The sequence below is a fragment of the Aliivibrio sifiae genome (genome assembly GCF_002954715.1).
GTDB lineage: Bacteria > Pseudomonadota > Gammaproteobacteria > Enterobacterales > Vibrionaceae > Aliivibrio > Aliivibrio sifiae.
In genome coordinates this window covers 182,708-203,332 of the sequence record NZ_MSCP01000001.1, presented here as the reverse complement: position 1 = coordinate 203,332, position 20,625 = coordinate 182,708, and the positions used below count along the sequence as shown (strand labels likewise).

At 38.9% G+C, this 20,625-nt stretch carries 19 protein-coding genes; 4 read left to right on the top strand and 15 right to left on the bottom strand.

Annotated elements, in window-relative coordinates; all coding sequences use genetic code 11:
* Positions 1–53 precede the first annotated feature (53 nt).
* Positions 54–1,268, bottom strand: a complete 1,215-nt coding sequence (locus tag BTO23_RS00850; protein ID WP_060991740.1) for a NupC/NupG family nucleoside CNT transporter — start codon at positions 1,266–1,268, stop codon at positions 54–56.
* A 430-nt stretch (positions 1,269–1,698) separates the two neighbouring features.
* On the opposite strand from BTO23_RS00850, the gene BTO23_RS00845 reads away from it, so the two are divergent.
* From BTO23_RS00845 to BTO23_RS00830, 4 genes are all read left to right on the top strand, one after another.
* Positions 1,699–2,259 (top strand): DUF2301 domain-containing membrane protein, encoded by a 561-nt coding sequence (locus BTO23_RS00845; protein WP_105062816.1) that lies wholly within the window; start codon positions 1,699–1,701, stop codon positions 2,257–2,259.
* 128 nt (positions 2,260–2,387) lie between these two features.
* Positions 2,388–4,085 carry an ABC transporter permease gene (locus BTO23_RS00840; RefSeq protein ID WP_172794738.1) on the top strand — a complete coding sequence of 566 codons (1,698 nt, stop codon included), beginning with the start codon at positions 2,388–2,390 and terminating at the stop codon, positions 4,083–4,085.
* The gene (locus BTO23_RS00835) at positions 4,045–4,692 is read left to right on the top strand and encodes an ATP-binding cassette domain-containing protein (protein WP_060991743.1); all 648 of its coding nucleotides are present in this window, start codon (positions 4,045–4,047) and stop codon (positions 4,690–4,692) included. The genes BTO23_RS00840 and BTO23_RS00835 overlap by 41 nt, the downstream gene beginning before the upstream one ends.
* Positions 4,685–5,311: a CDP-alcohol phosphatidyltransferase family protein gene (locus tag BTO23_RS00830; protein ID WP_105062815.1), complete on the top strand. Its 627-nt coding sequence runs from the start codon at positions 4,685–4,687 to the stop codon at positions 5,309–5,311. The genes BTO23_RS00835 and BTO23_RS00830 overlap by 8 nt, the downstream gene beginning before the upstream one ends.
* A 71-nt stretch (positions 5,312–5,382) precedes the next feature.
* Here the strand turns inward: BTO23_RS00830 and rpoS are convergent, their stop codons facing one another.
* From rpoS to rlmD, 14 genes are all read right to left on the bottom strand, one after another.
* Entirely contained in the window at positions 5,383–6,345 is a 963-nt protein-coding gene (rpoS, locus tag BTO23_RS00825; protein WP_060991745.1) for an RNA polymerase sigma factor RpoS, read from the bottom strand.
* Positions 6,346–6,400: 55 nt separating this feature from the next.
* Entirely contained in the window at positions 6,401–7,405 is a 1,005-nt protein-coding gene (locus tag BTO23_RS00820; protein WP_105062814.1) for a peptidoglycan DD-metalloendopeptidase family protein, read from the bottom strand.
* A gap of 5 nt (positions 7,406–7,410) precedes the next feature.
* The gene (locus BTO23_RS00815) at positions 7,411–8,037 is read right to left on the bottom strand and encodes a protein-L-isoaspartate(D-aspartate) O-methyltransferase (RefSeq protein WP_105062813.1); all 627 of its coding nucleotides are present in this window, start codon (positions 8,035–8,037) and stop codon (positions 7,411–7,413) included.
* Complete coding sequence (gene surE / locus BTO23_RS00810; protein WP_061003151.1) at positions 8,037–8,798, bottom strand: 5'/3'-nucleotidase SurE; 762 nt, start codon at positions 8,796–8,798, stop codon at positions 8,037–8,039. Before surE ends, BTO23_RS00815 begins: the two co-directional genes overlap by 1 nt.
* Before the next feature lie 32 nt (positions 8,799–8,830).
* Positions 8,831–9,877: a tRNA pseudouridine(13) synthase TruD gene (gene truD / locus BTO23_RS00805; protein WP_061003153.1), complete on the bottom strand. Its 1,047-nt coding sequence runs from the start codon at positions 9,875–9,877 to the stop codon at positions 8,831–8,833.
* Between the two features lie 16 nt (positions 9,878–9,893).
* Positions 9,894–10,370 (bottom strand): 2-C-methyl-D-erythritol 2,4-cyclodiphosphate synthase, encoded by a 477-nt coding sequence (gene ispF, locus BTO23_RS00800; protein WP_060991750.1) that lies wholly within the window; start codon positions 10,368–10,370, stop codon positions 9,894–9,896.
* On the bottom strand, positions 10,370–11,080 hold the full coding sequence (gene ispD / locus BTO23_RS00795) for a 2-C-methyl-D-erythritol 4-phosphate cytidylyltransferase (protein ID WP_170066684.1): 711 nt from the start codon (positions 11,078–11,080) through the stop codon (positions 10,370–10,372). Before ispD ends, ispF begins: the two co-directional genes overlap by 1 nt.
* Positions 11,081–11,083: 3 nt before the next feature.
* Positions 11,084–11,368, bottom strand: a complete 285-nt coding sequence (gene ftsB / locus BTO23_RS00790) for a cell division protein FtsB (protein WP_060991752.1) — start codon at positions 11,366–11,368, stop codon at positions 11,084–11,086.
* Between the two features lie 175 nt (positions 11,369–11,543).
* Positions 11,544–12,842: a phosphopyruvate hydratase gene (eno, locus tag BTO23_RS00785; RefSeq protein ID WP_060991753.1), complete on the bottom strand. Its 1,299-nt coding sequence runs from the start codon at positions 12,840–12,842 to the stop codon at positions 11,544–11,546.
* Positions 12,843–12,920: 78 nt separating this feature from the next.
* Positions 12,921–14,561: a CTP synthase gene (locus BTO23_RS00780; RefSeq protein WP_060991754.1), complete on the bottom strand. Its 1,641-nt coding sequence runs from the start codon at positions 14,559–14,561 to the stop codon at positions 12,921–12,923.
* A 130-nt stretch (positions 14,562–14,691) separates the two neighbouring features.
* On the bottom strand, positions 14,692–15,513 hold the full coding sequence (mazG, locus tag BTO23_RS00775; RefSeq protein ID WP_105062811.1) for a nucleoside triphosphate pyrophosphohydrolase: 822 nt from the start codon (positions 15,511–15,513) through the stop codon (positions 14,692–14,694).
* Between the two features lie 99 nt (positions 15,514–15,612).
* Complete coding sequence (locus BTO23_RS00770; RefSeq protein ID WP_061030259.1) at positions 15,613–16,746, bottom strand: flagellin; 1,134 nt, start codon at positions 16,744–16,746, stop codon at positions 15,613–15,615.
* A 203-nt stretch (positions 16,747–16,949) separates the two neighbouring features.
* The gene (gene relA, locus BTO23_RS00765; RefSeq protein WP_105062810.1) at positions 16,950–19,187 is read right to left on the bottom strand and encodes a GTP diphosphokinase; all 2,238 of its coding nucleotides are present in this window, start codon (positions 19,185–19,187) and stop codon (positions 16,950–16,952) included.
* A gap of 71 nt (positions 19,188–19,258) precedes the next feature.
* Positions 19,259–20,575 carry a 23S rRNA (uracil(1939)-C(5))-methyltransferase RlmD gene (rlmD, locus tag BTO23_RS00760; RefSeq protein ID WP_061003160.1) on the bottom strand — a complete coding sequence of 439 codons (1,317 nt, stop codon included), beginning with the start codon at positions 20,573–20,575 and terminating at the stop codon, positions 19,259–19,261.
* Positions 20,576–20,625 lie beyond the last annotated feature (50 nt).

Sequence of the window (20,625 nt, the reverse complement as noted above, 5' to 3'; positions counted from 1 at the left end):
ATGCGTATTTTTATACTACATGGGCCTTTTATTTTTAACTTGAAGCGAGATTATTACAACGACAGACTAAAGAATAATCCGGCCAAACATGCGCTCATAAGGTTTGCTAACGTACCAGCTAGTACCGCTTTAAACCCCATATTTGCAACTTCAGCACGACGCTCTGGAGCCATAACACCAATAGAACCAAGCTGAACAGCAATTGAACTTACATTAGCAAAACCACACAATGCAAATGTGATAATAACTTGGCTATACGCTGATAATTGATCTTTATGTTGAACAAAATCAATAAATGCAACGAACTCGTTCAATACAACTTTTTGACCAATATAAGAACCAGCCATTACCATTTCAGATTTTGGAATACCAATAATCCAAGCAACTGGTGCAAATAAGTAACCAAAAACAGTTTGTAATGTTACACCAGCAAAACCAAACCATTCAGCAACCATTTCTAGACCACTGTTTAGCATTGCAATCACACTCACAAACGCGATCAACATAGTACCTACCGCTACTGCGATTTTCATGCCGTTCATTGCGCCGCTTGCTAATGCATCAATAACGTTACTTTGTTCACTTTTATCGATGGTTAATTCATGTTGGTCAACCGGTGTTTCTTGCTCAGGAACTAAAATCTTAGCCATCAATAAACTGCCAGGTGCAGCCATAAAGCTTGCTGCAATTAAGTATTTAAGCTCAACACCTAACCCTGCATAACCACCAAGTACACTACCAGCAACCGATGCCATACCACCCGCCATTACAGCAAACAGTTCAGAACGTGTCATTTGAGGTAAGAATGGACGAATGAGTAGAGGTGATTCACCTTGAGATAAAAAGATATTACCAGTCGCAACTAATGACTCAACTTTACTCGTACCTAGGAATTTTTGGATTGCACCGCCTAAAACAGCAATGACTTTTTGCATGATACCTAAGTAATATAAAGCGGAGATTAAAGCACTAAAGAAGATGATGATTGGTAGGACACGAATTGCGAAGATAAAACCAGTTGAAGCTAAGTCACCGAATAAAAATGCAATACCTTCATCCGCAAAACCTAATAGACTAGAAACCCCACTACTAAGGGCCGCTAATGCCGCTTGTCCCCAGGGAAAATAAAGAACAAGAGCAGCGAAAGAGAGTTGTAAAAAAAGAGCTCTAAGAACGGTTTTCCAATTGATAGCTGAACGCTTCTCTGAAAATACCCACGCGCAAAAGATAAGCGCACACATGCCTATAAGGCTAAATAAAATGGTCATAGTAATGCCTATTTAATAGATTGAGGTAAAGATGAAGAAACGAAAGGACTCGCCATAGAGGATGACGATAGAGGTACAAAATAATTACTCCAAGAGGAAGGAATAACATTAGATAAAAAGATGTTCATTTAGGTTCCTTTACAAGCTGTTTAACAGTAGCTGGTCCTAATCCTTGGGGTCATTCACTGTTCCATGTGACGGCTTGTATTGGGGGAAGGAGTATACATCTCGTAGATTTAAAATCATCTTTTATGTGATGAAAATCACCATTTTTACTTATTAGAAAAACATTCACAGCAAATAATTACAAATACGAAAAGTAAATCTTGATGAATAAGATAAAATTAAACATTTTCAACGAAATTCACACAATAAACATTCACTGAGCATGCTAAAGTTAATAGTGAAATCTCTACATTAGGAACCTAATATGGCAAATATAGAACATGTCGAGACATTAGACTCTCTAGATAAAGTCAGTGTCATTACTTATCGCTTAGGCATTACTTTATTTTCTTTTACCCTATTTCTAAGCAGTCTCGCTATTGCCGATGATATTGCGTTGGTCTTAATTGATGGATCATTAAAAGAGTTTGCTTTTATTTCTCTTGCCCTCTCTGCCGCAATGAGTGCGGCAAATTTACATGTTTATGATAAAAAAATAAGAATGATTATTACTTGGTCTGCATGGATAGGATTAGTGTTATTAATTCTATTAGACGACAGTCATTTTTTCTGGCTTCCTGTTGGATTTCTTTTTATTACGTTTTCCGGGATTGCCTTAAAAGAATCATTCTGCTTTAAAGTGATGGGATTGAAGCTTATACCATTCCTATTGTGTATAGCGACACTTATGCTAGCGATGGAAGTATGGCTTATTGCACTAATATGCTTAACCTTTGCTGGTGTTATTTTCCTTTTTCTGGCCATTCAAAAATGGAAAATGCCTCTTCATTTTGATATCGGTAATAAAGCGAATTATCAAAACTAATACCTTTATAAAAAATGAACTAATTAGTTTACTTTCTGTCTCATTCAATACATTATCATCAATACCACATACTACTGCTCAGCAATTATGTGTTTATTTTTAATTTAGGTATGACTAACAAGACCATGATATTACCGTTTTTTTATATTTTGCTTATCATGGTTTGTATCCTTCCGATCCTTCCAGGGATGATCGGAGTGTTAAGTGCATCTTTAAGCTACATGCCACCTATTGGCCTACATACTCTGTCTTTAAACGGATATATATCGGTTTTTGAGTGGAGTGGTATCTGGCATTCAATCTCTTTAACTATTAGTAGTGCCTTTATTAGTACACTTATCTCTTGTTTAATTACTTTTATAATTCTACAAAGCACATGGCAATTACCTATTTGGAAAAAAATAGAACCTTTACTATCTCCACTTCTTGCTATGCCTCATGTCGCTTTTGCTATTGGGTTCGCTTTTCTTTTTTCACCTACGGGGATCGTTGCAAGGCTATTGACTCCTTTAGGAGCTTTTGATTTTCCCATAATAATTAATGACGCGATTAATATAGGACTTGTTTTAGTTTTGATTATTAAAGAAGTCCCCTTCCTTCTTTTAATGAGTATTCCTATTATGCAGCAGTTAAATGTCGATAAAACGACAAAAGTAGCGGCAAGTTTAGGGTACAAACGTCATCAAATATGGTGGAAATGCATATTCCCACAATGGCTTAAAAAAATACGTTTCCCTCTATTAGCCGTCATAGCCTATAGCGTGTCAGTGGTTGATGTGAGTTTAATTATTGGGTCAACTAATCCACCAACATTTGCAGTATTAGTGTGGCAATGGTTTAGTGAGCCTGATATTCAATTACAACCTAGGGCTGGTGCTGGCGCTATTATCCTACTTGTTCTTTGCTTTTTACTCATTGCTCTTCATCGTTTTTTAGAATGGGGAGTAACAACCCATTGTCGTCATTGGCAAATATCTGGTCGTATAGGACTTCGTTTGCCTGGTCTAGCACTTTTTACTACAGTTGCAAGTATTGTCACTCTATCATTACCTGTAATGATACTTTGGAGTATTGCACAACGTTGGAGATTTCCTGACCTCTTACCAAGCACATTTACTTTTCGCTTCTGGAAGAATGAATGGGTAAATCTACTCCCTGTAATAACAGATAGCATAATCATCGCAATGGCCTCAGCAACAACAGCCCTTGCTTTTGCGTTACTTGGACATGAATTTAAAATTAAATACAGGTGGCATATCCCCTCTCTATTAATCGCTATTCCTATGTTGGTTCCTCAGCTCTCATTATTATTTGGCCTTCAAGTCAGTGCGCTCTATTTTTCGAGTGATTCTTATTGGTTTTGGGTTGTTTGGGCGCATGTTTTTTTTGCTTTTCCTTATGTATTTCTAGCCTTAGATGGGCCATGGCGCAGCTTTGATCAACGATTAACTCAAACAGGATTAAGTCTTGGAAAATCACCATGGCATTGTTGGATAAAAATAAAACTGCCTTTATTATTGCCCGCAATTTTATACGCATGGGCAATAGGTGTTAGTGTTAGCCTCGCACAGTACTTACCAACACAAATGTTAGGGGCTGGCAGGATAATGACATTGACTACCGAAGCCGTTGCTCTTTCTAGCGGATTTGATCGTCGTATTACAGCTCTATATGGATTATGGCAGGCACTATTGCCGTTTATTTTCTTCAGCTTGGCTATCTTTATTGGACGATTCTATTCTTATCGTTCTCATCTAAACCTAACAACAAGGAAAGTGACGGGTAATGAGCCTATCAATAAAAAATCTCAGCATTCTCACTCGTAACAATGCTCCTTTATTGAGTAATTGCTCTCTATCTATAAATAAAGGAGAGGTATTAAGCGTCATGGGCCCAAGTGGTTGTGGAAAATCCACTCTATTAAGCGTAATTGCCGGTCACTTAAGTGATGACTTTAACTACTCTGGTCATATCGAGGTTAATAATACGCCGATCAAACAGCTCCCTTCTTACAAACGAAAAGTAGGCATTTTATTTCAAGAAGATCTTTTATTTCCTCATTTATGTATTTGGGAAAATCTGGCCTTTGCATTACCAGACCAAATAAAAGGATCTCAACGTAAAATCGATGCAATAAATGCACTTAAAAATGTTCAATTAGATTCATTAGCCTATGTATTCCCAGAGCAAATATCTGGAGGACAACGTGCTAGGATCAGTTTAGTCAGAATGTTATTAGCCAAACCAGATGTTGCTTTATTAGATGAACCTTTTAGTAAGCTAGATAAAACCTTACGTATTCAGTTTCGAGATTGGGTATTTGAACAGTTATCAGAAGCTAATATCCCAACATTATTAGTGACTCATGACATTGATGATATTCCCCAAAATAGCCAAACCTTTCTTTGGCCTCTGGAGATAGACCATGCTTGATAAATTCAGTATTCAAATAATAAAAAAGCCTTTATCAATAGCAGCAAATCGCTTACATAGATTAAGGGTAACAGCGAACCAAACGACCCTATTTGGCTTTGCTTTAGGGCTTCTCGCTTTTCCTGCATTACTATTCCAAGAATATAATATTGCGCTGGGTTTTATTTTATTAAATCGAATCTGTGATGGTTTGGATGGCGCTTTAGCTCGAATTACGGGAATAACAGATTCTGGCGGTTTTTTAGATATCAGTTTGGATTTTCTTTTTTATTCCCTTATCCCATTTGGTTTTATTCTGGCAAATCCAGAACAAAATGCCATTGCTGGTGCTTTATTGATATTTTCTTTTATAGGAACAGGAAGCAGCTTTTTAGCTTTTGCGATCATGGCAGGAAAGCGAAATATTGATAATCCAGTATATAAAAACAAATCTCTCTACTATATGAGTGGCTTAACTGAAGGAACAGAAACCATTGGTTGCTTTGTTTTATTTTGCTTATTCCCTACCCACTTTGCCATCATTGCATATGTATATTCAACTTTATGTTGGATAACCACATTTAACCGAATTTGGTCAGGGTTTCATACTTTACAAGAAAATGAAAAACGAGATTATTAAAAGAAAAAGTCCCAACAATTATATTGCTGGGGCTTTTTTATTTATTACGCTGAGTTATTTCTATAAGGCAGTTAGTACTCTTCAACTGCAAATAAGGTTTCCATGTTCAACCCTTGTTGCGTCATTATCTCTCTTAAACGTCGCAAGCCTTCTACTTGAATTTGTCTTACTCGTTCGCGTGTTAATCCAATTTCTTTACCTACTTGTTCTAACGTTGCTGTTTCATATCCTAACAAGCCAAAACGACGCGCAACAACTTCTTTTTGTTTTGGATTAAGTTGACCAAGCCAACCAACCAAAGAGGCATTAATATCGTCTTTTTGAGTTTCAGATTCAGGATCAGCATGTTTGGTATCTGGCAAAATATCAAGCAGTGCTTTATCAGATTCACCAGCAACCATTGAATCAACAGAAGCAACTCGTTCATTTAAACGTAGCATACGGCTGACATCACTCACTGGTTTATCAAGCTTCTCTGCAATTTCTTCAGGTGTTGGTTCGTGATCAAGTTTTTGTGATAACTCACGAGCTGCACGTAAATAAACATTCAGTTCTTTTACGACATGGATAGGCAAACGGATAGTTCGAGTTTGATTCATGATGGCACGTTCAATAGTTTGACGTATCCACCAAGTAGCGTAGGTAGAAAAGCGGAAGCCTCTCTCTGGATCAAATTTTTCAACCGCACGGATTAAGCCAAGGTTACCCTCTTCTACTAAATCCAATAACGCAAGACCACGGTGATTGTAACGACGAGCAATTTTCACCACTAATCGAAGATTACTTTCAATCATTCGAGATCGAGCGGCTACATCGCCTTTTAAGGCCAGACGACTAAAGTAGACTTCTTCTTCAGCAGTTAGGAGTGGAGAGAAACCAATTTCACCTAAGTAAAGTTGCGTAGCATCCATTACTTTCTGTGAGCTAGTTACCTCTAAACGTTCCGATTCATCCGCAGCAACAACTTCACTGTCATTTACTGTCTCTAAATCGAACTCTTCAATTTCTTTAGTTACTGCATTGCTTTTACTCATAGCGCCTCCCCATGGCGAGCCAGCAAGACATTACAACTCAGCTATGTCATCCCTGTTACGGTAAATACCGTTGTGGATTTACCGATTTCCCTCTAAAGCGGATCTCAAAGTGCAAACGAACACTGCTCGTACTTGAGCTACCCATTGATGCAATTTTTTGTCCCGCTGTGATATTTTGACCTTCTTTAACAAACAGTGATTCATTATGAGCATAAGCACTTAAGTAATCGTCGTTATGTTTAATAATGATTAAATTACCATAACCTCTTAATGCATTACCTGCATACACCACTGTTCCTTTAGCGGTAGAGATGATGTCTTGACCTCGTTGGCCTGCGATATCAATCCCTTTATTTCCTTGGTCTCCTGTTGAAAACTTAGCGATTACTCGCCCTTTTGTTGGCCATAACCAGGAATCTACCTTTTCCGATTTTTTTTCTACTGATTTAGGTTTAGGTGCTGGCTTTGGTTTAACTGCCGGTTTTGCTTTAGCAACTGGTTTTGATTTGGCAGTTGTTATCGGTTTGTTAGAATTAACATACTCCTTCGATTTGGTGTTTTCAACCTTTTTTGTGCTTTGTTTTTGTACAGGTGATGATTTTGTGCTACTCAACACTGTTGGTGCGGCCTTAGTAACAGGTTTGTTATTAGCCACTGGTACAACAGCTACTGCGGCAGCACCTGTAGCTTTAGATGTATTATTTTTGCTAACTGAATGTCCATCATCTCCATACGCAGGAGCAATGTATTTAGGCCCCCATAATTTAAGCCTTTGTCCTGGATGAATCACATAAGGCGCCTTTAACTCATTATATGCGATCAATTCTTTAACATCTTTATTGGTTACATAAGAAATAAAATATAGGGTGTCACCTTTCTCAACTTGGTAATAACTACCACGGTAACTGCCACGCTCAGCACCGCCATACGATGAAGGACTCTTATTTACACTAGATACAGGTGCAGGACGATGAGGTCCCATAGAACAGCCTGAAAGCAATAGAATAAAAGTAGCGGCAATAAGCCACAAACGAGAAGGTGTCACGATTATTTTTTTCATTATGATTATGCTAATTCACCTGCAATTAGTGGAACAAAACGAACTTCTTCTATCACTTCAGAATGAAACTCATCACCATGACGAATAATTCGGAGTAACTGCTGCTCAGCCTCTCCAACAGGGATAACCAGTCTTCCACCATCTTTTAATTGCAATAATAAATCATTAGGAATGGATTCTGCGGCGGCGGTAACAATAATGGCATCAAAAGGGGCTTTGCTTGCCCACCCTTTCCAACCATCGGCATGTTTTGTTGATAGATTATATATATCTAATTGCTTTAATAATCGTTTTGCATTCCATTGAAGCGATTTAATTCGCTCAATTGAATTAACATGATCAAGCAATTGCGCTAATACCGCAGTTTGATAACCTGAACCGGTTCCTATTTCTAGAACATTTGACTCTCTCTGCAACATGAGTAATTCAGTCATTTTAGCGACAATATAAGGCTGAGAGATCGTTTGTCCTTCACCAATAGGTAATGCATTATTTTGATAAGCTTGGTGTGCTAATGCCTCAGACACAAAACGCTCACGCGGCAATAAACGAATCACTGATAGAACAGTTTCGTCTTGGATGCCTTGCTGACGTAAAAATTGATCAAGTAATTCGGTTCGAGAATGAAGCATTAATGAGTTCTCTCAATTGATAGCCAATCGCTCATCATTGTTAATGAGTCATGAGCGGTTAAATCAACTTGTAATGGTGTCACTGACACACAGTTATGTTTAATTGCGTAAAAATCAGTGCCTTTACCTGCATCCTGTTTCTTCCCTGGAGGTCCCAACCAATAAATAGTTTCACCACGCGGGTCAGTCTCTTTTATCATGCTTTCTGAGTGATGTCTTGCGCCTAATCGAGTCACTTCCCACTTAGTTATTTCAGAATACTCACAATCCGGCACATTAACATTTAGCACTCTTTTGGTTGTTAGCGGATTCTTTAAATGTGTTTTTACTAATTCTAATGCAACTTGAGCTGCCGTATCAAAATGCAGGCGCCCAACTAAAGACATCGCAATTGCGGGTAACCCAAGAAAGTGCCCTTCTGTTGCAGCAGCAACTGTGCCTGAATATAAGGTGTCATCTCCCAAATTCGCACCGTGGTTTATACCAGCAATAATCAAATCTGGAAGATCATCTTTCATTAATTCATTCAATGCAAAATGGACACAATCTGTTGGAGTTCCTTGCACTGAATGAATATTTTTTTCAATTTGTCTAACTCGAAGTGGCGATTCAAGAGTTAATGAGTTCGATGCACCAGAACGATTGCGATCAGGAGCAACGATAGTAATATCCGCAATATCTGATAACACGGCAGCAAGGGTATTTATCCCTTCAGCAAAAACACCATCATCATTACTTAGCAATATGCGTAACTTAGTCACTCTTCTCTCCACTTCTTTTATCTAAAACTGAATTATTCGTATGTACGTTCCACTTCAATTTCTTGCAATAATTCACGCATAATTACGGTTGCAAAGCTGCCTGATGTTAAAGAGAAATTAAGTGTTAGTGTATCGCCCTCAGTTGACCAACTAAGGTTCTCAGGGTGTAATTCAATAGCACGGCGTTCATGGCGCATACGGTTACCACGGATTAAAGCCATCAAATCTGGTTCAGCATCAAGTTGTGGTTGCTCTAGAGTTAATGCCGTTTCACTGGTTGGTAACTGATTATCACCTGCTAGTGCAGCACTGATTGACCATTCACCATTTTGAATTTTTTGAATATTCTCTTCTGAGGTTACATTCTCATTAACCGTACGACCATTTTGATCAAGTAGAATATCACCATCAACAGGTTGAGTGAAGTAACCCTCTGTTATTCTTTGAGAAACAATATGATTGAAGATCCATGAACGAGCCGCAGATAAATAGAAGCTACGTTTTGTATTATCGCGAGTACGTACATTTTCACGTCCCCAGCGACGAGCTTCTGTTACGTTATTGCCTTCATGACCGAAACGTTGAGAGCCAAAGTAGTTAGGAACCCCTGATACTTTTACTTTCTCTAAGCGAGACAAAACATCATCCATGTCAGTCACTTCAGTGGCCATCAATTGGAAGCTATTTCCTAAAAGATCACCAGGACGCAACTTTTTGTTATGACGCGTCATTTCTAAAATTTCAACACCTGGGTGTGTCGCTTCAAACAAAGCAAATTTAAGATGATCACTTTTTGGTAAATGAACACTCAACCATTGCTCAGTTATTGCATGACGATCTTTAAGGCCAGCCCAACTAATATCTTTTGATTTTACACCACAAAACTTTGCTAATTCGTTTGCAACGTACTTAGTGTTTTCACCCGTTTTACGGATCTTAACCATTAAGTGTTCACCCTTTCCTGTGAACGTAAAACCTAATACTTCTTTAACGATAAAATGCTCAGGTAATTGTTTTAATTTACCTGTCGCTACTGGCTTTCCGTACAACCACGAAAAATTAGACATGATGTCTGACATAGAATGTATCTCTAAATTAAGATGCGTTAACTAACAGCACTACTGCTTCACAAGCAATGCCTTCTTTTCTTCCTGTAAAACCGAGACGTTCAGACGTTGTCGCTTTTACATTTACATTACCAAGTTCTGTTTCTAAATCTTCAGCAATTGCTGCGCACATTGCTTGAATATGTGGTGCCATTTTAGGGGCTTGTGCAATGATTGTTACGTCTGCATTACCTAAAACTAACCCTTTCTCTTTTACACGACGGTAGACATCACGCAATAAAGCACGGCTATCTGCACCTTTCCACTTATCATCAGTATCAGGAAAATGACGACCTATATCACCTTCAGCAATCGCCCCAAGCAACGCATCACTCAAAGCATGTAATGCAACATCGCCATCAGAGTGAGCAATCAAACCTTGCTCATAAGGAACACTAACACCACCGATAATGACAGGGCCTTCGCCACCAAATTTATGTACATCAAATCCGTGTCCAATTCTCATTATTTGGTTTCCTTTTTCATTTTTTGAAGGTAAAACTCAGCTAAATCAAGATCTTCTGGCTGGGTGATCTTTAAGTTATCGGCACGACCTTGAACCAATTTAGGTTTGTACCCCATTAATTCAATCGCTGACGATTCATCAGTAATTAAGAATGATTTCTCTAATCCTGTTTTTAATGCTGTATATAAAAGATCAGTAGTAAAAAGCTGAGGAGTTAAAGCGTGCCATAACACACTGCGATCAATGGTCGTATCAATCTGTTTTTCAGATGTTGCTTGCTTCATCGTATCTCGAACCGGCGATGCGAGGATACCACCAACATGGTGAGGTATCACAGCTTCAATCAGCTTTTCAATATCACTATGGCGAATACAAGGACGAGCGGCATCATGAACCATAACCCATTCACTTAATTGATTTTCTTTTACGTAAGTTAATCCAGAAAGAACAGAGTCTGCTCGCTCAGAGCCACCAGACACTCGAATAATTCGTTTATCTTTAGCTATCGCTAATTCGCCAAAATATGGGTCAGATTCACTGACAACAACAATAATATTATCAACTAAAGGATAAGACAGTAATTGCTCAAGGGTGTGCTCTAAAACTGTCTTTCCATTCAATAATAAATACTGCTTGGGGCGATCCGCTTTCATACGGCTGCCAACGCCAGCAGCAGGGACAATAGCGGTAATAGAAGTCAGAGATATCATTATCTATCCCTCACTATTTTCATCAATAATCCGATAAAATGTTTCGCCTTTTTTTATCATTCCCAACTCATGTCGAGCACGTTCTTCAATGGCTTCAGAACCTTTTTTAAGGTCATCAATTTCAGCAAACATTTGTTCATTTCGATTGCGTAAACCTTGATTGACCTCTTCTTGCAATGTGACATCGTTTGAGACCTGTGCGTAATCTGACATCCCATTTTTTCCAAACCATAAGGTATATTGAAGCCAACCTAATGTGACCAATAATAAAATGGCAAATGTGCGCATAGTTACTCCGAAAATTGACAATGATAAAAAGCTACCCTTAACTATATCAACCCCTCATTAGAACTTCACTAGCTGTCTAGCTGAAATAAAAAAAACCGCCTCAAATGAGACGGTTTTTATATCTAAATTCTAATCAAACGATTAAAGAATTAAGGCATTCTCTCAAAAATTGAGATTATTGACCTTTAACTTCTTTAAGACCGTTGAATGGCGCTAGTTCACCTAGAGCTTCTTCGATACGGATTAGTTGGTTGTACTTAGCAACACGGTCAGAACGGCTCATAGAACCAGTTTTGATTTGACCTGCAGCTGTACCAACTGCTAGATCAGCAATTGTTGCATCTTCAGTTTCGCCAGAACGGTGAGAGATAACTGCTGTGAAACCAGCATCTTTAGCCATCTTGATTGCAGCTAGAGTCTCTGTAAGTGAACCGATTTGGTTGAACTTGATAAGAATTGAGTTAGTGATGCCTTCTTCGATACCACGAGCAAGAATCTTAGTGTTTGTAACGAATAGATCGTCACCAACTAGTTGGATTTTGTCGCCAAGAAGTTCAGTTTGGTGTTTGAAACCAGCCCAATCAGACTCGTCAAGACCATCTTCGATAGATACGATAGGGAATTGTTCAACAAGACCAGCTAGGTAATGGTTGAATTCTTCAGCAGTAAATTTCTTACCTTCGCCTTTAAGATCGTAGATACCGTCTTCTTTGTTGAAGAACTCAGAAGCAGCACAGTCCATAGCAAGAGTAACGTCTTTACCTAGCTCGTAACCAGCAGCAGCAACAGCTTCTGCGATAACTTCTAGCGCTTCTGCGTTAGATTTAAGGTTAGGAGCGAAACCACCTTCATCACCAACTGCAGTGCTGTAGCCTTTAGACTTAAGAACTTTAGCTAGGTTGTGGAATACTTCTGCGCCGATGCGTAGAGCTTCTTTAAGTGTTTTAGCGCCAACAGGTTGAATCATGAATTCTTGGATATCAACGTTGTTATCAGCGTGCTCGCCACCGTTGATGATGTTCATCATTGGTAGAGGCATAGAGAATACGCCAGCAGTGCCATTTAGCTCAGCAATGTGAGCGTAAAGAGGCATAGATTTAGCAGCTGCAGCAGCTTTAGCATTCGCTAGAGAAACAGCAAGGATTGCGTTAGCACCAAATTTTGCTTTGTTTTCTGTGCCATCTAAATCGATCATGATTTGGTCGATTTCAGCTTGGTTTTTCGCGTCTTTGCCGATTAGAGCTTCTGCGATTGGACCATTTACAGCTGCGATAGCTTTAAGAACACCTTTACCTAGGAAACGAGATTTGTCGCCATCACGTAGCTCAAGAGCTTCACGAGAACCTGTAGATGCGCCAGATGGAGCAGCAGCCATACCTACAAAACCACTTTCTAGGTGAACTTCAGCTTCAACTGTTGGGTTACCACGAGAATCGATGATTTCACGACCTAGAACTTTAACGATCTTAGACATTGTGTTTCCTCTACTTTATCTTTAATTTAAAAGCTAAAAATAGCTGCTACAACATTGAGCAGCTATCCGTAAATCCTATTACTTTTCGAATTCACCGCGAGCGTTTTCGCCTGCTGCTTTAACAAAACCTTCAAATAATGGATGACCATCACGAGGTGTTGATGTGAATTCTGGGTGGAATTGAGCAGCCACAAACCATGGGTGGTTAGGAAGTTCAATAATTTCCACAAGCTTCTTATCAGCTGATAGACCAGAAATTTTAAGACCGGCTTTTTCAAGCTGAGGAAGTAAATTGTTGTTTACTTCATAACGGTGACGGTGACGCTCTTCAACAGTTGCGTTACCGTAAAGCTCACGAGCTTTAGAACCTTTTGCAAGATGACATAGCTGAGAACCAAGGCGCATTGTACCGCCTAAATCAGATTTCTCAGTGCGTTCTTCAACATTACCTTCCCCATCAATCCACTCAGTAATTAGACCAACAACTGGGAATTTAGTGTCTTTAGAGAATTCAGAAGAGTGAGCCCCTTCCATATTAGCAACGTTACGCGCATATTCAATCAGCGCAACTTGCATACCAAGACAGATTCCTAAATATGGTACTGCATTTTCACGAGCGTATTGAGCAGCAAGGATCTTGCCTTCAACACCGCGGTCACCGAAACCACCAGGAACTAGAATTGCATCTAGGCCTTCTAGGATTTCAGTACCTTTAGACTCAACATCTTGCGAGTCTACATATTTAATAGTGACGTTTAGACGATTTTTCAAGCCCGCATGTTTTAATGCTTCATTTACTGACTTGTAAGCGTCTGGTAATTCAATGTATTTACCAACCATACCGATAGTAACTTCACCAGTTGGGTTCGCTTCTTCATAAATTACTTGTTCCCACTCAGACAGATCCGCTTCTGGAGCTGTGATGCCAAAGCGTTGACATACTAAATCATCAGTACCCTGCGCTCGGATTAATTGTGGGATTTTGTAGATTGAATCTACGTCTTTCATTGAGATAACTGCTTTTTCTTGTACATTACAGAAAAGAGCAATTTTCTTACGTTCGTTTGCTGGGATAACACGATCAGAACGACAAACTAAGATATCAGGCTGGATACCAATAGAAAGAAGTTCTTTTACTGAGTGTTGAGTCGGCTTAGTTTTAAGCTCACCCGCTGCACCTAAATAAGGAACAAGAGTTAAGTGCATAAACATTGTGTGTTCACGGCCTAGCTCAACAGCAAGTTGACGAATCGCTTCCATGAATGGTAGAGATTCAATATCACCAACAGTGCCACCAACTTCTACGATTGCGATATCATGGCCGTCAGCGCCAGAGATCACACGTTCTTTAATCGCATTCGTGATATGAGGGATAACTTGGATAGTTGCACCTAAGTAGTCTCCGCGACGTTCTTTACGTAGAACATCTGCGTATACTCGACCTGCTGTAAAGTTATTACGCTTAGTCATTTTGGTGCGGATGAAGCGCTCGTAGTGACCTAAATCTAGATCAGTTTCTGCGCCGTCTTCCGTGACGAATACTTCACCGTGTTGAGTTGGGCTCATAGTGCCTGGATCAACGTTGATGTATGGGTCAAGCTTCATCATAGTGACTTTTAAGCCACGAGCTTCAAGAATAGCTGCTAATGATGCTGCTGCAATACCTTTACCTAGTGAGGATACAACCCCGCCAGTTACAAAAATGTAATTCGTCGTCATACGTTACCTGAAATTGGTGTAATGAGGAATAAAATGGATTTTATCTGGACGGGAAATGAATATACCAGAACCGCTTTATCGCCACAACGTGAAAAGTATCACAGTTAATTGATTTATTTTTTGCTCCAAATCAATTCTGCTCACTTCGCTTCACATTTTCCCATTCTGAGTCTAGCTCATTTAAATCACATTGTTGTATAGTTTTGTGTTTTTTGGCGACGTTCACTTCAATTTGACGAAAACGGCGTTCAAATTTATCATTTGCTTTGCATAATGCTTGCTCTGGATTTTTTCCTAAATGGCGAGAAAAATTTACTGTAGCAAAAAGTAAATCGCCTAACTCTTCTTCTAATTTATCTTCATCTCTTGGTATTTTTAATGCTTCCTCTAATACCTCTGCTACCTCTTCATTTACTTTATCTGCAACGGGTTTTAGTTCATCCCAATCAAAACCAACTTTTGCGCACTGTTTTTGAATTTTATTTGCTCGTAATAACCCAGGTAAAGCGCTTGGGATAAAATCTAAAATACTTTGTTGAGAAGATGAATATTGATCCAATAATCCTTTATCCAAGCGTTCTTGCTGCTTCACTTTATCCCAATTCGCTGCAATTTCTTCTTCTGATGAGAATACATCATCACCAAAGACATGTGGATGACGGCGAACCAACTTTTCATTTAGTGTATCTACTACATCATTAAAACCGAATAACCCTTCCTCTTTCGCTATTTGCGCATAGAAAATAACTTGGAATAGTAAATCCCCTAACTCTTCTTTTAAATTGCTCCAGTCCTTCTTATGAATCGCATCCACCACTTCATAAGTCTCTTCTATTGTATGTGGAATAATAGAATCAAACGTCTGCTTTCTATCCCACGGACAACCTGATTCTTTATCTCTTAATTGAGACATTATTGAGAGTAACTGTTCAATATTATTTTGAGCGGTCATATCTATCCCTTCGATTTAAAAACAAAAAAGCGGTGACCATTATAGTCACCGCTTTTTTAAAAATACATTCGCCTTAAATTAAGAAGGCTTTTTGTTAACTTAACCTAACAAACTCATTGCCATACTTGGTGCTTGTTTCGCTTGCGCAAGAATTGACGAGCTTGATTGACTTAAAATTTGAGTCTTAGTTAAGTTCGTTGTTTCTTTAGCAAAGTCTGTGTCTTTAATTTGGCTATTTGAATCAGTGATATTTTCATTGATGTTCGTTAAATTTTTAACAGCACTTTCAAAACGGTTTTGGAATGCACCTAATGAAGCACGATTGCCATCAACATACTCTAGAGCAGCATCAATCACATCAATAGAGCGTTGAGCGCCACCAACGGTTGTTAAATCCATTGATGCAACAGTATCGTCTGACTCACCACCCATTTTTAATTCGTTTGCTAGAGAGCCATTAAACTCTAATGGTGACGAAATAGTTTCACCTGACATGAACACTTGAAGTACACCATCTTCAGTCACAGAAGCACTTAGCTCATTTGTTTGACCATTAATGTACGTCGCTAACTCTTCGATATCATCTCCTGCCTTTGCAGAAATTTGGATCTCTTGAGGGCTGCCGTTTTTATCATTGTATGTCACATTAAACTGTGTATTTTCTTTACCCACAGTCCAATTGATATCACGACCTTCTTCTGCGAAGTATGATTTACCACCCATTGTTGCTTCGTCAGCACGCATGCTGTTTAATGTCATTGCTACTGCTTCACCAGAATCAGCACCAATTTGGAAAGATTTTGTGCCAAATTCGCCATTAATCAAACGAGTACCAGCAAAAGAGGTTGTTTCTGCAATACGGTTTAGCTCATCAGTCAGTGAGCTTGCTTCTTCTTGCATCGCTTGACGATCAGCATCAGTATTTGAGCCGTTTGAAGATTGTAATGATAAATCACGTAAACGCTGAAGTACGTTTGTTGTTTCTTTCATTGCACCTTCAGCCGTTTGTGCGATAGACATACCATCATTGGCGTTTCGAACTGCTACGTTCAAGCCACGAGTTTGTGCTGTCATACGATTTGAAATTTGCAGACCAGAAGCATCATCAGCTGCGCTGTTGATTTTTGAACCTGAAGACAATTTCTCCATTGAATCAGCTTGAGCAGCCGTTGCATTGTTCATGTAACGTTGTGCTGTCATTGCTGAGATGTTTGTATTTACTGAAATTGACATAATGTTTGCTCCGGTCGGCTTCACTTATTGTTATAGGATAAGAAGCCTATAATTCATCGTTGATACACATATTTACGGCCTAAGTTTTCAGAACTTGAGAATTTTTTTCAATAAAAAAGCCGAATGTCATAAATAACATTCGGCTTAAAAACATAATTATTAATAATCAATAACTTAACATTGATGATTCATTTTTTATATCATTACGATAATCGAATCGCTTCTATTACGTCTTTTACTTGTTCAACTCTAGTTATTAACCGACCAAGAATGTCCGCATTAAACACTTCTAAATCAAAGTCCATGATAGTTAATTGTTTCTTATAATCATTTCGGCTTTTCATACCTGACACTTTTACTTTTTCATTAGCAAATAAACTTGTCAGATCTTTTAGTAAACCGGTACGATCCATTGCTGTCACACGTAACGTTAGTATGTAAGAGCCTTCAAAACCAGTTCCCCACACGGTATCAATAATACGTTCCGCCGCATGGTGACGTAATTCATTTAACTGATCACAATCGCTACGGTGAACCGAAATACCACGCCCTTGTGTAATATATCCAGCTATTGGATCTCCAGGGATCGGCTGACAACAACGAGCAAGGTGAGTCATTAGGTTATCAACCCCTTCGACAACAACCGCATCATTACGCTTTTTATTTTGCACTTGAGCTTGCGCCTGTGCTTTGGCTTCTAACTCTTGGAGTTGTTCGAGTGCCTTTTGATCTTCTTGCTCAGCAGTCGGTTTATTTACTAACGCATTAATATGATTAATCACTTGGTTAATACGTAAGTCACCGCTACCAACGCCAGCAAAAAGCTCATCTGTCGAGTTCACATTAAAACGCTTAAGTGCATAACGCTCGGCGTCTTTTAATGTACCGCCAATTTTAGCAAGCTCTGTTTCTAAGATCTCTTTGCCTGCATCAAGATTCTTTTCACGGCTCTGTTTTCTAAACCATGCATTAATTTTAGCGCGAGCACGGCCAGAGTTAACAAAACCCAATGTTGGATTTAACCAATCTCGTGATGGATTAGGTTCTTTTTGGGTAATAATTTCAACTTGATCACCCATAGTTAGCTGGTGTGTAAATGGCACGATTCGTCCACCCACTTTCGCACCAATACAACGGTGACCTACTTCTGAATGAATGTGATAAGCAAAGTCTAACGGCGTTGCTCCCATAGGTAAGTCGACAACATCGCCACGTGGCGTAAAGGCATAAACTCTGTCATCAAATACTTGGCTTCGAAGCTCATCAAGCATTTCACCTGAATCAGACATTTCTTCTTGCCAATCAAGCAGCTTACGTAGCCACGTAATTTTCTCGTCATAGCCACTGCGACTGCTGTTTGATGACCCTTCTTTGTATTTCCAGTGTGCAGCAACCCCTAATTCAGAGTCTTCATGCATATCCTTAGTTCGGATCTGGATCTCAATAGTTTTTCCTTCAGGACCTAATACAACCGTATGTATAGACTGATAACCATTTGGTTTTGGATTCGCTACATAATCATCAAATTCACTTGGCAGATGTTTAAATTTGGTATGAACAACACCAAGAGCGGCATAACAATCTTGCAGTTTATCGGCAATAATACGAACTGCACGAACATCAAACAGCTCATCAAAAGCTAAGCTCTTTTTCTGCATCTTACGCCAAATACTATAAATGTGTTTTGGACGCCCACTCACCTCGGCATTGATGCTGTACTCATGCATTTCATCACTCAATTCTGTGACGAAATCTTCGATATACTGTTCACGAACGATACGTCGCTCAGACAATTGTTTGGCAATTTTTTTATAAGTATCTGGATGTTGATAGCGGAAAGAATAATCTTCAATTTCCCATTTCAATTGACCAATACCTAAACGATTTGCTAACGGAGCGTATAAGTTATTACACTCTTTTGCTGCAGCACGGCGCACTTCATCTGGTTCATTTTTTACTTCACGTAAATTACAAATACGCTCTGCTAATTTAATGATCACACAACGAAAATCGTCCACCATTGCAAGTAACATTCGACGGATATTATCCACTTGAGAAGACGCTGATTCTGCACCTACAGACGCATTCAATTGACCAATCGCGTCCATCTCTTCAACGCCATCGATCAGTTTTTCAATTTCTTTATTGTAGTTTTCAGTTAACGTTTCTCTGTCTAAAACACCAGAGGAAACTAAAGGGAATAACTGAGCGGCAATGAGGGTTGGCTTGTCCATGCTTAAGGTGATCAATATTTCGATCATCTCACGGCCACGCCATAGCAAGAGCTGTCCTTCTTCATGAGAAGCTACTAACTCTTCACACTGCTTATACACCTCAGTCAATTTTTTTGAGGTGTTTTTGTCTTGTTCGAGACTGGTGATCCATTCACCTAACTCGAACTCTTCATTTTCCTTAAGATGTGCTCCGCGAACTGCGACCATGTCCGTTTCCTATAATCCAATTTTATAATGATTCTTTTGGGCTTCTTAAGCGTAGCGAGTGTTACCGCTAATTATCGCTCAAATAATGCCATAGATTCTAAATGTCCTGTGTGTGGGAACATATCAAGCATACCTAGCCTAGTAAGCTTGTAACCGTGTTGAATAAGTAATTGGCTATCGCGTGCAAGTGTTGCTGGGTTGCACGATACATAAACCACGGTTTGAGGTTTCAATTTTGCCACAGTTTGCATCACTCCTGCAGCCCCTGCTCTGGCAGGATCGAGTAAAATCTTTGTAAACTTTGTGCTAGCCCACACTTGATCATCAATGCTTTCTTCTAAATTTGCTTGATAAAACGTGACATTATCTAACGAATTTCTTTTTGCATTTGATTGAGCGCGTTGAACCATATCGTCCACACCTTCAATTCCAACCACTTTTTGAACTTTTTGAGCAAGAGGTAAACTGAAATTACCCAATCCACAAAATAGATCAAGGACACTATCATCAGCGTTAAGATCTAACCAATTAAGCGCTTGATTTACCATTTTTTCATTTATCGAAGCATTTACTTGAATAAAATCTTTTGGCGTAAAATAAATTTTCGCACCATCAATCACATAGTAAGGTTCTTCTCCACGCACATGATTCAATACATCTGACTCAGGCATTAGGTATAGGATCAAATTACGTTCTTCACAATAGTTTACTAACGCTTGATTGTCTTTTTCATTAAAACCAGCCATATGACGAATAAGTAATACGCTGCCATTGTCAGCTTGTACTAACTCTACATGCCCTAAACTCTTTTTGCCTTTAAGTTGATTAAGTAAGGCATATAGCGACTCTAAATGCAGATCAAGTTCATTCACTAAAACAGGACAATGACGAACATTAACAATGGCTTTACTCTGTTTTTTTCTAAAGCCAAAATCAAGCTGATGCGTTTGTTTGTTTAGCAGTAAACTAATACGAGCTCGACGACGGTAACTTGTTTCATTACCAACAATAGGTTCAACCATATCAAAATGTTCAACACCTTGTTTTTGCATCAATTCTTGCAGCTTAGTATTTTTCGCTACAATTTGTTCATCGTGTTGTAAATGCTGTAAATTACAGCCACCACACTCATGATAATGATGGCAAATAGGCTCTTGGCGTTTGCTGCTTTTTTGTGTCAATTTAATAAGTGCAGCACGAGAGTATTGTTTTTTCTGTTCTGTAAATTGAATGATGGCTTTTTCTTCAGGTAAAGCGCCTTCAATAAACACTGGTTTCTTATCTACAAAAGCGACACCTGCGCCATTGTGATCTAATCGAACCACATCAACCGACTGATGCTTAGTATTTATTGAAGCTTTCTTTTTAGCTTTGAAGAATTGAGCCATGATTATTGCCTGATTTACTGAAATTAGCTTCATTATACCGAAACCACATT